The organism is Pseudomonas syringae group sp. J254-4 (assembly GCF_032586855.1).
Lineage (GTDB): Bacteria > Pseudomonadota > Gammaproteobacteria > Pseudomonadales > Pseudomonadaceae > Aquipseudomonas > Aquipseudomonas amygdali.
Genome location: NZ_JAWHOO010000006.1, coordinates 1 through 12,682, shown reverse-complemented (window position 1 = coordinate 12,682; position 12,682 = coordinate 1). Strand labels below are relative to the sequence as shown.

General features: G+C 60.3%; 11 protein-coding genes. 7 read left to right on the top strand and 4 right to left on the bottom strand.

Features of this window, described 5'->3' with window-relative positions:
- Positions 1-348: 348 nt before the first annotated feature.
- Positions 349-1,434 (bottom strand): tRNA (uridine(54)-C5)-methyltransferase TrmA, encoded by a 1,086-nt coding sequence (trmA, locus tag RYB09_RS09405; protein ID WP_004666256.1) that lies wholly within the window; start codon positions 1,432-1,434, stop codon positions 349-351.
- Positions 1,431-2,726 carry an NCS2 family permease gene (locus RYB09_RS09400; RefSeq protein WP_058401884.1) on the bottom strand — a complete coding sequence of 432 codons (1,296 nt, stop codon included), beginning with the start codon at positions 2,724-2,726 and terminating at the stop codon, positions 1,431-1,433. The genes trmA and RYB09_RS09400 overlap by 4 nt, the downstream gene beginning before the upstream one ends.
- A gap of 265 nt (positions 2,727-2,991) precedes the next feature.
- Between RYB09_RS09400 and RYB09_RS09395 the strand changes: the two genes are divergently transcribed.
- The 6 genes from RYB09_RS09395 (at position 2,992) to RYB09_RS09370 (ending at position 9,768) form a co-directional block, all read left to right on the top strand.
- Positions 2,992-3,522, top strand: a complete 531-nt coding sequence (locus tag RYB09_RS09395; RefSeq protein ID WP_316888074.1) for a (2Fe-2S)-binding protein — start codon at positions 2,992-2,994, stop codon at positions 3,520-3,522.
- A complete protein-coding gene (locus RYB09_RS09390; protein ID WP_316888073.1) occupies positions 3,519-4,508 on the top strand; it encodes a xanthine dehydrogenase family protein subunit M in 990 nt (329 codons plus the stop codon). The genes RYB09_RS09395 and RYB09_RS09390 overlap by 4 nt, the downstream gene beginning before the upstream one ends.
- On the top strand, positions 4,505-6,706 hold the full coding sequence (locus RYB09_RS09385) for a xanthine dehydrogenase family protein molybdopterin-binding subunit (RefSeq protein ID WP_316888071.1): 2,202 nt from the start codon (positions 4,505-4,507) through the stop codon (positions 6,704-6,706). Before RYB09_RS09390 ends, RYB09_RS09385 begins: the two co-directional genes overlap by 4 nt.
- Positions 6,707-7,128: 422 nt before the next feature.
- A complete protein-coding gene (locus RYB09_RS09380; protein WP_058401880.1) occupies positions 7,129-8,568 on the top strand; it encodes a cytochrome ubiquinol oxidase subunit I in 1,440 nt (479 codons plus the stop codon).
- A gap of 3 nt (positions 8,569-8,571) precedes the next feature.
- Positions 8,572-9,579, top strand: a complete 1,008-nt coding sequence (cydB, locus tag RYB09_RS09375; RefSeq protein WP_316888070.1) for a cytochrome d ubiquinol oxidase subunit II — start codon at positions 8,572-8,574, stop codon at positions 9,577-9,579.
- A 21-nt stretch (positions 9,580-9,600) separates the two neighbouring features.
- Complete coding sequence (locus RYB09_RS09370; protein ID WP_316888068.1) at positions 9,601-9,768, top strand: DUF2474 domain-containing protein; 168 nt, start codon at positions 9,601-9,603, stop codon at positions 9,766-9,768.
- A gap of 83 nt (positions 9,769-9,851) precedes the next feature.
- Here RYB09_RS09370 and RYB09_RS09365 read toward each other — a convergent pair whose 3' ends face one another.
- Both RYB09_RS09365 and RYB09_RS09360 read right to left on the bottom strand, forming a co-directional pair.
- Positions 9,852-10,976 (bottom strand): class I SAM-dependent methyltransferase, encoded by a 1,125-nt coding sequence (locus RYB09_RS09365; protein WP_316888066.1) that lies wholly within the window; start codon positions 10,974-10,976, stop codon positions 9,852-9,854.
- Between the two features lie 130 nt (positions 10,977-11,106).
- On the bottom strand, positions 11,107-11,340 hold the full coding sequence (locus RYB09_RS09360) for a helix-turn-helix domain-containing protein (RefSeq protein WP_005745352.1): 234 nt from the start codon (positions 11,338-11,340) through the stop codon (positions 11,107-11,109).
- Between the two features lie 336 nt (positions 11,341-11,676).
- On the opposite strand from RYB09_RS09360, the gene RYB09_RS09355 reads away from it, so the two are divergent.
- Positions 11,677-12,453 (top strand): ferredoxin--NADP reductase, encoded by a 777-nt coding sequence (locus tag RYB09_RS09355; protein WP_002555237.1) that lies wholly within the window; start codon positions 11,677-11,679, stop codon positions 12,451-12,453.
- Positions 12,454-12,682 lie beyond the last annotated feature (229 nt).

Here is a 12,682-nt window from a genome sequence, read left to right as displayed (position 1 = left end):
GGATAGGACGCGGAGCGTCCGGAACGGCATGCGACGCAGAGCGCCGCACGATAGTCGGGATTATCGTTCCTCACGCTCCAGCGTGGGAATGCCGTGGGTGACGCTCTGCGTCACAGATCTGCGTCGCGCCGCATGTTCAGGATAGGACGCAGAGCGTCCGGAACGGCATGCGACGCAGAGCGCCGCACGATAGTCGAGATTATCGTTCCTCACGCTCCAGCGTGGGAATGCCGTGGGTGACGCTCCGCGTCACAGATCTGCGCCGCGCCGCATGTACAGGATAGGACGCGGAGCGTCCGGAACGGCATGCGACGCAGAGCGTCGCACGATAGTGGAGTCCGGGGAGCCTCAACGGCGAACCAGCAGTACACCCGATTCCATGTGGTGGGTGTATGGAAACTGGTCGAACAGGGCGCAGCGCTCGACCCGGTGTGTGTCGTGCAACTGGGCGATGTTGGCGGCGAGGGTTTCCGGGTTGCAGGAGATGTACAGAATGCGCTCGAAGCGGCGGGTCAGTTCGCAGGTGTCCGGGTCCATGCCGGCGCGTGGCGGGTCGACGAAGACGCTGCCGAAGTCGTAGCTCTTCAAGTCCACACCGTGCAGACGGCGGAACGGGCGCACTTCGTTCAGTGCCTCGGTCAGCTCTTCAGCCGACAAACGCACCAGCGTGACGTTGTCCACGCCGTTGTCATCCAGGTTGCTCAGCGCCGCGTTGACCGAGGTCTTGCTGATTTCGGTCGCCAGCACCTTGCGCACGCGGGTGGCCAGCGGCAGGGTGAAGTTGCCATTGCCGCAGTACAACTCAAGCAGATCGTCTTGCCGTTCGCCCAGCGCGTCAAAGGCCCAGTTGAGCATCTTGCCGTTCACCGTGCCGTTGGGCTGGGTAAACGCGCCTTCCGGTTGCCGGTAGCTGAAGGTGCGGCCGGCCACGTCGAGCTTCTCGGTCACGTAATCCTGGCCGATGATCAGCTTCTGACCCTTGGAGCGGCCGATCAGGCTCACGTTCAGCTCAGCAGCCAATTGCTCGGCAGCGGCTTGCCATTCAGCGTCCAGCGGGCGGTGATAGCACATGGTAATCATCGCGTCGCCTGCCAGCGTGGTCAGGAAGTCCACCTGAAACAGCTTGTGATTCAACGTAGGGCTGGCTTCCCAGCGCTCGCGCAGCACCGGCATCAGCGCGTTGATGCGCTCGCTGGCGATCGGCAGGCCTTCCAGCAGGATCGGCGTTCGGTTATCGCCCGGCGCGAACATCGCGTAATAACGCTTTTGGTCTTCGCGCCACAGGCGAAATTCGGCGCGCAGCCGGTAATGCTCGCGCGGTGAATCAAACACCTGCGGCTCGGGCGCATCGAACGGGGCCAGCAATTCGCGCAGGCGGACGGTTTTTTCTTCGAGCTGACGGTCGTAGCTCGCAGGGTCGAAAGGAACACTCATGCGTTGAACCAGCCCAGCTTGATCACGAACAGGACAGACAGGATCACCAGCGCGGAATTCAGCTCGCGCCAGCGTCCCGACAACAGCTTGATCGCTGTCCAGGAAATGAAGCCAAAGGCAATGCCGTTGGCAATGGAGTAGGTGAACGGCATCGCCAGGGCAGTGATCACCACCGGCGCTGCGACGGTGATGTCGTCCCAGTCGATTTCAGCCATGCCGGACGCCATCAACACGGCGACGAACAGCAGCGCCGGTGCGGTCGCGAAGGCGGGTACGCTGCCGGCCAGCGGGGCGAAGAACAGCGCCAGCAGGAACAGCACGGCGACCACCACGGCAGTAAGACCGGTGCGCCCACCGGCGCTGACGCCCGCAGCCGATTCGATGTAGCTGGTGGTGGTCGAGGTGCCCAGCAGGGAACCGGCCATCGCGGCAGTACTGTCGGCGATCAGCGCACGGCCCATTTTCGGCATGTGCCCGTCCTTGCCCATCAGCCCGGCGCGTTTGGCCACGCCGATCAGGGTGCCGGAGTTATCGAAGATATCGACGAACAGGAAGGCGAAGATGATGCTCACCAAACCAACGTCCAGCGCACCCATGATGTCCAGTTGCATGAACGTGGGTGCCAGCGAAGGCGGCATCGACACCACACCGCCAAACGGCGAGAAGCCCAGGGCGATGGACACCAGGGTAACTGCGAGGATGCCGATCAGCACGGCGCCGCGCACTTTGAGGTAATCCAGGGCCACGATCAAAAAGAAGCCCAGCGTCGCAAGTACGGGGGCTGGCTGTTTGAGATCGCCCATGCCGACCATGGTCGCCGGGTTACTGACCACGATACCGGCGTTATGCAGGGCGATCAGCGCCAGAAACAGGCCGATACCGGCGGCAATGGCCGAACGCAGGGGCAGGGGAATGCTGTTGATGATCCATTCACGGATGCGAAAGATCGACAGAATGAAGAACATCACCGCCGAGATGAACACTGCACCCAGCGCGACCTGCCAAGTGTGGCCCATGTGCAGGACCACGGTGTAGGTAAAGAAGGCGTTCAGGCCCATGCCCGGAGCGAGGGCGATAGGGTAGTTGGCGATCAGGCCCATCACCGTCGAGCCGATGGCGGCTGCCAGACAGGTGGCGACGAATACCGCGCCTTTATCCATGCCGGTTTCGCCGAGGATGCTCGGGTTGACGAACAGGATGTAAGCCATCGCCAGGAAAGTCGTGACGCCCGCAAGAATCTCGGTCCGCACGTTGGTGTTGTGTGCCTTGAGTTGAAACAGCCTTTCCAGCATGTCTGGCTCTCCGTGACGCGGCGCGCGTCGTGAATGATCGACTCCAGCAGCAATGCACAGACTGCAGGGCAGCCCGTTTGATTTTTGCGGGTCGGAAAAAGCCGCGCATCATACCAGCAGCTTGGCGGGATGGCTGCCTGTGGATGACTGCCTTTCGATGACAAGTACGCTCATCAAGAAAGCCTGAACGTTGCAAACCTCGCGAAGTCCCACCCCTTAAGACGCATAAAAAGTGCGCTAAGCGACCGCCTACCGTGAGGTTTCCATGAGTGCAACGACCCCGAACCCGAAGGATTTCGCGACCCACGCGATCTCTCTTACCCTGAACGGGCAGCAGCGCCAGCTGAACGTGCTGCCCTGGACCACCCTGCTGGACCTGCTGCGTGATCAGCTTGACCTGGTCGGCACCAAGAAAGGCTGCGACCACGGCCAGTGTGGTGCATGCACCGTACTGCGTGATGGTACGCGCATCAATGCCTGCCTGACGCTGGCGATCATGTGCGACGGTGCCGAGCTGACCACCATTGAAGGCCTGGCCGATGGCGACCAGTTGCACCCCATGCAGCAGGCGTTCATCAAGAACGATGCGTTCCAGTGCGGCTACTGCACGCCCGGGCAGATCTGCTCGGCTGTCGGGCTTGCCAATGAAGGTCGCGCCAGCACGCGTGCCGAGATTCAGGAACTGATGAGCGGTAACCTGTGCCGCTGCGGCGCATACAGCAACATTCTTGCCGCTGTCGAAGAGGCCTTGCCGCAGTTTCACAATGCGGCGCCCAAAACGGAGGTGAACGCATGAATCCGTTTACCTACAGCAAGCCGACCGACATCACCGCAGCGGTCAACCTGAGCGGCCCGGCTACGCGCTTCATTGCGGGCGGCACCAACCTGCTCGACCTGATGAAAGAAAACGTCGCCACGCCCGAGCACCTGATCGACATCACCGGCCTGCCTTTAAGGGATGTCACTGAAACCGCCTCGGGCGGTCTGATGATCGGTGCGTTGGTCAGCAACGCCGACCTCGCGTATCACCCGTTGATCGAAGCGCGGTACCCGTTGCTGAGCAAAGCCGTACTGGCCGGTGCCTCGCCACAGTTGCGAAATATGGCCAGCACCGGCGGCAACCTGCTGCAACGCACCCGTTGCTATTACTTTTATGACACCGGTGTGCCGTGCAACAAGCGTGAGCCGGGTAGCGGCTGCCCGGCGCGTGAAGGTCTGAACCGCATTCACGCGATCCTCGGTGCCAGTAACGAATGTGTCGCCACGCATCCATCCGATATGTGCGTTGCCCTCGCTGCGCTGGAGGCTGTGGTGCATGTCGAAGGACGTGCCGGTCGTCGCACCATAGAGTTCGCGGATTTCCACCGCCTGCCGGGTGATGCGCCGCAACGCGACAATCAATTGGCCGATGATGAGTTGATCATCGCGGTCGAGCTGCCTGCACAGGGCTTTGCCAGTCACAACGCTTATCTGAAGATTCGTGACCGTGCGTCCTATGCGTTTGCCCTGGTATCGGTCGCTGCTGCCATCGATCTGGACGGTGACGTGGTACGCGACGTGCGTCTGGCGCTGGGTGGTGTCGCGCACAAGCCATGGCGCGACAAGGCGGTCGAAGCGCTGCTGATCGGTAAACCGGTCACTCGCGAGAACTTCGCCGCTGCGGCAGACGCCATGCTTGAGCACGCGCAGCCTCTTGAACATAACGGTTTCAAAGTCAGGCTGGCGCGCCGCGCGATCATTCGCGCCTTGAGCGACGCAGCAACAGGAGGGAGCGCCCAATGAACCAGCCATTTTCGCCAATGGGCAAGCCGGTGGACCGCGTCGACGGCCGACTGAAAGTGACCGGTGGCGCGCGCTACGCCGGTGAGTACCCTGAAGAAGGGCTGCTGTATGCCAGCGTGGTCTCCAGCACCATCGCCAACGGGCGCGTCGCCAGCATCGATACGAGCGAGGCAATGAAGGTTCCGGGTGTGGTCGCTGTTATCGATCATACCAATCGACCGTGGCTGGCCAGTTACGACGAAAACTATGAGGACGCCGATTCGGCTGACGGTTCGCCGTTTCGTCCTTTTTACAACGACAACGTGATGTACAGCGGCCAGCCACTGGCGCTGGTCGTTGCCGATACGCTGGAACTGGCGCGGCATGCGGGCTCGCTGGTGCGTATCGAATACGAGCAGCAGGAGCACCAGACCGATCTTCAGGCCATGCTCGACACCGCCTATGACGCGCCTGCCGAATTGCCGCCGCCGCGTGGCAACTTTGAGGGTGAACTGGCCAGCTCTGCGCTGAGTGTGGACGTGACGTACAGCACGCCCAGCGAATACCACAACCCGATGGAGCCGCACGCGTCGACAGTCCTGTATCAGGCCGACGGCAGCTTGCAGATTCACGACAAGACCCAGGGTACGCAGAACTGTCAGGACTACCTGCACAAGGTCTTCGGTCTGGAAAAGGACAAGATCCGCGTGCTGGCAGCCTTTGTCGGCGGTGCCTTCGGTTCAGGCCTGCGCCCGCAATATCAGCTGCCATTGGCGGTGATGGCGGCGTTGCATCTGAAGCGCTCGGTGCGCCTGACGCTGACTCGACAACAGATGTTCACCTTCGGCTATCGCCCGCGCACCGTGCAGCGCTTGCGTCTGGGGGCGGCTGCCAACGGTCGTCTGTTGGCCATTGGACATGAAGCCATCGGTCAGACTTCGCGTTTCGAGGACTTCAGCGAGCATGTTGTCGAGTGGAGCGGCATGCTCTATCACTGCGATAACGTGCAACTGACCTACAAACTGGTGCCGCTCGACGTGTTCACGCCGTTGGATATGCGTGCGCCGGGTGCTGCATTGGGCATGATTGGTCTGGAGTGCGCCATGGACGAGCTGGCCTGTGCGCTGGCCATCGATCCTGTGCGTCTGCGCCTGACCAATTACGCCGAACGCAACGGTAACGAAGACAAGCCTTACTCCAGCAAAGAGTTGCGTGAGTGCTATCGCCAGGGCGCCGAGCGTTTTGGTTGGGAAAGTCGCAACCCCGAGCCACGCAGCATGCGTCAAGGTCGCCAACTCGTCGGTTGGGGCATGGCGGGCGGTGTCTGGGAAGCTATGCAGATGAAAGCCAGCGCCAAGGCGCGTCTTGAGGCTGATGGCACTTTGGTGGTCAGCAGTGCCACCACTGACATCGGTACGGGGACGTACACCGTGATGACGCAGATCGCTGCTGAGGCTTCGGGCATCGATGTGGAGAATGTCACCTTTCTGTTGGGTGACTCTTCGTTGCCGACCGCGCCTTTGCAGGGCGGCTCGTTTACCGTGTCTTCAGTGGGTACAGCGGTGCAGCAGGCGTGTCAGGCCTTGCAGCGTCAGGTGCTGGAAGTGGCCAAAGGGCTGCATCCGCAGTTTGCGTCTGTTACGCCGGATGAAGCTCGCTTTGAATCAGGCAAGCTGTACCTTGGCGATCAGGTGCTGTCGATGGCAGAACTGGCGGCTTCTCAGGCCAGCGGCGTGATTGAGGTGCAGGTAGACGCCGAGCCGGACAAGAAGCGTGAAGCCTACGCAGCGGCGACGCACTCGGCGGTATTCGTCGAAGTGCTGGTCGACGAGGACCTGGGCACAATCAAGGTCAATCGCGTGGTCAGTGCAGTGGCGGCGGGCAGGGTCGTGAACCCGAAGATGGCGCGCAGCCAGATTCTGGGCGGTGTTGTTTGGGGGATGGGCATGGCGCTTCAGGAAGAGGCGATGCTCGATCACACCCTGGGTCGCCCGATGAACCACAGCCTGGCCGAGTACCATATTCCGGTTAATGCTGATATCGGCGACATTGACGTGCTGTTTGTCGAAGAACACGACGAGATCGTCAACGCGCTGGGTTCCAAAGGCGTCGGCGAGATCGGCATTGTGGGCGTACCGGCAGCGATTGCCAACGCGATCTACCACGCCACCGGCAAGCGGATACGCGAGTTTCCGATCACGCTGGACAAGTTGTTGTAACCGCGCGCGCAAATCCAACGGCCTATCATGCCAATGCTCTGCATTGGCATGCAGTGCGTGACGCTCTACATCCTCCTGCGCAGGCAGTGCGGCGCAGGGGTGACGCGGAGCGTCACGAACGGCATTCCCACGCGGAGCGTGAGGAACGATAGGTGCCCGGAAGGACTCCGCATCTGCAAGCGCTGTGCAGGTGAGACAACCCGCCACGCGACAATAGACCACACGGCTCAAGCGGCTGAACAGGACTACTCTTTCATGGTCGATTGATCTGCATCATTGCGTTCAGGCAGTGATCAGTGCTTCGGCCAGCGTTTTCGCCATTGGAAACGCCAGAATAAAGAAACATAAGCACTCATTACCGTGGGAGCAATCGTTGTTGGCTCACAGCCGGCAACAGGTTTCATCTGAGAGAGGAACATATTATGTTCGGTTTAGAGGCTATAGATCTCGCCCGAATTCAGTTCGCATTCACCATTTCGTTTCACATCCTGTTCCCTGCCATCACTATTGGTCTGGCAAGCTACCTGGCTGTGCTCGAAGGTCTGTGGCTGAAGACCCGCGATGACGTCTACCGTGACCTGTACCACTTCTGGTCGAAGATCTTTGCCGTCAACTTCGGCATGGGCGTGGTCTCCGGACTGGTCATGGCCTATCAATTCGGCACCAACTGGAGCCGCTTCTCTGACTTTGCAGGTGCTGTTACCGGCCCGTTGCTGACCTACGAGGTACTGACCGCCTTCTTCCTGGAAGCGGGTTTCCTCGGCGTCATGCTGTTCGGCTGGAACCGTGTCGGCCGTAAGCTGCACTTCTTTTCCACGGTGATGGTTGCCATTGGCACGCTGATCTCCACGTTCTGGATTCTGTCGTCCAACAGCTGGATGCAGACGCCGCAAGGTTTCGAGATCATCGACGGCCGTGTCATTCCGACCGACTGGTTCGCGGTGGTCTTCAACCCCTCGTTCCCGTACCGCCTGACGCACATGGCCATCGCCGCGTTCGTGGCAACTGCGTTCTTCGTCGGCTCGTCGGCTGCCTGGCACCTGTTGCGCGGTCGCGATACACCCGCCGTGCGCAAGATGCTTTCGATGGCCATGTGGATGGCGTTGCTGGTTGCGCCGATTCAGGCAGTGGTCGGCGACTTCCACGGTCTGAACACGCTCAAGCATCAGCCGGCGAAAATCGCCGCCATTGAAGGCCACTGGGAGAACGTCGGTGATGAACCGACCCCGCTGATCCTGTTCGGCATTCCCGACATGAAGGAAGAGCGTACCAAGTTCGCGGTGGAAATTCCGTACCTGGGCAGCCTGATCCTGACTCACAGCCTCGACAAGCAAGTGCCGGCGCTCAAGGAGTTCAAGCCTGAGGATCGGCCTAATTCGACAATCGTATTCTGGTCGTTCCGGGTCATGGTCGCCCTCGGCATGCTGATGATCTTCACCGGCCTGTGGAGCCTCTGGCTGCGCAAGCGCGGCACGCTGTATAACTCGCGTCCGTTCCTGTACCTGGCGCTGTGGATGGGGCCGTCTGGCCTGATCGCGATTCTCGCCGGCTGGTTCACCACCGAGATAGGCCGTCAGCCGTGGGTCGTGTATGGCTTGCTGCGCACCGCTGATGCATCGTCCGGCCACAGCGTGGCGCAGATGAGCATCACTCTGGTGCTGTTCGTGGTCGTGTATTTCGTGCTGTTCGGTGCAGGTCTTGGCTACATGATGCGTCTGGTTCGCAAGGGGCCAAAAGCCTATGTCGAGCATGTGCCTCACGGTGGCCCCGGCCAGCAACGCACTCCGGCCCGTCCGCTCTCCGCTGCTGTTGAAGGCGAAGAAGATGGCGACCATCCTGACCGTCTCGGCAAGGGGATTTAAGCCATGGGTATCGATCTTCCGCTGATCTGGGCCATCATCATCGTCTTCGGCATCATGATGTACGTGGTGATGGACGGCTTCGATCTGGGCATCGGGATTCTCTTCCCGTTCATGAAAGACAGTTCCGACCGTGACGTGATGATGAATACCGTCGCGCCGGTCTGGGACGGCAACGAGACCTGGCTGGTGCTGGGCGGTGCGGCACTGTTCGGTGCATTCCCGCTGGCCTACTCGGTGGTCTTGTCTGCGCTGTACCTGCCGCTGATGTTCATGCTCATGGGCCTGATCTTTCGCGGCGTGGCGTTCGAGTTTCGCTTCAAGGCGACCGAACAGAAACGCCACCTCTGGGACAAGGCGTTCATTGGCGGTTCACTGGCTGCAACCTTCTTTCAGGGCGTTGCACTGGGCGCCTACATTGAAGGCATTCCGGTGGTCAATCGCCAGTTCGCAGGCGGTTCACTGGACTGGCTCGCGCCGTTTCCGATGTTCTGCGGCCTGGCCCTGATCGTCGCCTATGCACTGCTGGGCTGTACCTGGCTGATCATGAAAACCGAAGGTTCGCTGCAGAAGGCGATGCATGATCTGGCCCGCCCTCTGGCACTGGCCGTGCTCGCGGTCATGGCGGTGGTCAGCCTGTGGACGCCGCTGGCCCATGCGGACATTGCCCATCGCTGGTTCAGCACGCCCAACCTGTTCTGGTTCATGCCGGTACCCATTCTGGTGCTGGTGACCATGTACGGTCTGTTCAAGGCGGTGGCCCGCAATGCTCACTACACGCCGTTTCTGCTGACCCTGTTGCTGATTTTTCTGGGCTACAGCGGTCTGGGCATCAGCCTGTGGCCGAACATCATTCCGCCTTCGGTAACGATCTGGGCAGCCGCAGCGCCGCCGCAGAGCCAGGGCTTCATGCTGGTCGGCACGCTGTTCATCATTCCGTTCATCCTGGGCTACACCTTCTGGAGCTACTACGTATTCCGCGGCAAGGTGACGGCTGCAGACGGTTATCACTAGTTCGAACCGAGGAGATTGACGATGTCTGGTAAAAATTCCATACACGATCCTGATCCGGCGCTGAGCAAGCCGCTCTGGCAACGACTGGCCTGGCTGGTCGGGATCTGGGCGGGCAGCGTATTTGCGCTGTTCATCGTAGCCAGCCTGATGCGCATGTTCATGAGCGCAGCGGGCCTGACGACACACTGATTCCGAATTCCCGTTCGTGTCTGCGGACACGTTTTGCGACCCTCTTGCCACCCGCTGGCAAGAGGGTCTTTTTTTGCGCGGTATTACTTGCGTGCTTTCAGAATGACGAATTTCGGCGTGGCCGCCACTTGCTCGACGCCGCGGAACAGGCGTGACAGCTTGGTGTGATACCCCAGGTGACGATTGCCGACGATATACAGCGCGCCGCCGGTCACCAGTGCGGCACGCGCCTGGAGGAACATGCGCCAGGCAAGAAAATCTCCCACCACCTGTTGCTGATGGAAGGGTGGGTTGCACAGCACCACATCCAGCGAGTCAGGTTCCTGAGTGTCCAGCCCGTCGGCTGCCCGAACTTCCACCGCACGTTCGCCCAGCGTTGCGCGCCAGTTCTCGGCTGCCGATTGCACGGCCATGAACGACTCGTCGACCAGCGTGTAGTGCGCCTGCGGGTTGTCCAGCGCGCTTGCAATGGCCAGCACGCCGTTGCCGCATCCCAGGTCGGCGACCCTTGCGGTGCCGAGGTTTTTCGGCAGATAAGGCAGGAATGCCCGGGTACCGATGTCCAGCCCGTCGCGGCAGAACACATTGGCGTGGCTGAGCAGTTCGATGGCCGGCTCGTCGAGACGGTAACGGGTCGGGTAGGGCGAAGTCCGCACTTCCATGGGCTGTGGCGTAGCGAACAGCAGCCGGGCTTTTTTCACCGCCAGTGAGGCCTGCACCGGCCCTACGTACTCCTCCAGCAGGTCGCCAGCCGAACGTGGCAAATGCTTGACCATGGCTGCAGCGACAACGCGAGCACCCGGTGCCAGTTGACCCTGCAGGCGTATCAGTTGCTCTTCGAGCAGCGCCAGAGTCTTCGGCACCCGGATCAGCACCCAGTCGAACGGCCCGTTCAAGGGCTCGCTGGCCGGGATGTGCGGTACGGCGTCATAGCTCATGCCATTGCGTGCCAGGTTCTTTTCCAGGCCTTGTGCAGCCAGGAAAGAGTCGGTGCTGCTGACCACTGTGGCATGAGACGCCAGACTCGCCGCCAGCGCGCCGAAACTGTCATTGAGCACCAGCACCCGGCTTTGCAGGCTCAGTCCGGTTTCTGCAACATGATTGAGCAGGTACTCGTCAGCAGCATCGAATGCCTGCAGCGGCTCATCCTGTTGCTCGGGTTGGCGAATGAGATCAAGTTCAGCGAAAGGACTGATGAGCAGGGGCATTGGCGGGAGAACTCTGTGCAATCGAAAGTGTGCCGGTGAGCCCGAAGACAGGTGGGCTCGCCGAGACAGACGATTTTACGTATTTTTTCGTTTTGATACCTGTTTGATTGCGGCTCGGCTGCCGGCTTTATCAGAACATCCCGCTCAGTGCGGCCTGTACGGCAGCAGCCGTCTTGTTGCAAACGCCCATTTTCTGAATGGCGCTGGCAATGTGAAAGTGGATGGTGCGCTCCTTCAGGCAGAGAATCATTGCGATATCGCCAGCTGTCTTGCCTTCGGCGGACCACTTGAGGACTTCGATTTCTCTCTGAGTCAGGTTTTTTGCTGGCGAGGGCTGTGAAAATTTTATTTCCATTGTGTTCATGTAGCCTCCTTGCAGTACGTGTCCAGACCTTGCTGTTCGTTTATCCAGTCTAGGAACAAAAACATCGCAAACTGCGCCTGCGCACATTACCCGGACGGATGGGCTGATGGCATTTGGCAGCGTGTTATCGGCCTTTTGGCTGGAACCCCTGTGCAAGAGAGGTCGCGGCAATTTGCCCTGTAGAGGTTCGGTCGGGCATTGGCTGACTCAAGAACCAAATACTCTAAGCCGCAGGGTGGCTGACCGGGTAATTCACCACAAACAGCCGGTGTTTATCGGGCCCGCTTTGCGGGACACTGGGTTCTGCTTTTCATATTCAGGAGTTCAAAGCACACCATGACCGTCAGTGACGACAAATTCACCCGACAGACACTGCAGCGTGTCACGCCGCTGACCAGCAACCTGTTCACCCTGCGCACCACGCGCGATCCCGGTTTTCGCTTTCGGGCAGGACAGTTTGCGCGCCTCGGTGTGACCAAGGCCGACGGCACCACCGTATGGCGTGCCTACTCGATGGTGTCTTCACCGCACGACGAGTTTCTGGAGTTCTTTTCCATCGTGGTGCCGGATGGCGAATTCACCAGCGAACTGAGCCGTCTGCGCGAAGGCGACGAATTGATGGTGGAAAAACTCGCGTTTGGCTATCTGACCCTGGACCGTTTTGTCGATGGCCGCGACCTCTGGCTGTTATCCACCGGTACGGGTGTCGCGCCGTTCCTGTCGATCCTTCAGGATTTCGAGGTATGGGAGAAGTTCGAACGGGTGATTCTGGTGTACAGCGTTCGTGAGTCCCGCGAACTGGCCTATCAGCAGTTGATTGGCGAACTGATGCAGCGTGAATACCTGGCGGAATACGCAGACAAGTTCCTGTTTCTACCGACTGTGACCCGCGAACAGCATCCGGGCGCACTGAGTGGCCGAATTACGCAGTTGATTGAAAACGGAGAGCTCGAGCGCGCGGCAGGCATCGCACTGACACCTGAGCATTCTCGGGTGATGCTGTGCGGTAACCCGCAGATGATCGACGACACACGCGCATTGCTCAAACAGCGCGACATGCGCCTGAGCCTGTCACGCAAGCCGGGGCAGGTTGCGGTGGAGACGTATTGGTGATGGCTCGCGGCTAACGATGACTATCGTGCCAATGCTCCGCGTTGGCATGCAGTTCGTGACGCTCTGCGTCACACAGCGGTTCTTCGACATCAGGCGAATTGGTGCCCGACTCAGGTCACCTTTTCGCCCCTCGGCGAGTGACTTTGACGGGGCAAAGTAACCAAACCCCCTCGCTCCTGTTTCCGGCCCGACTTCGTCGGGTTCCTTCGCCCTGTCACTGATCCGGGGG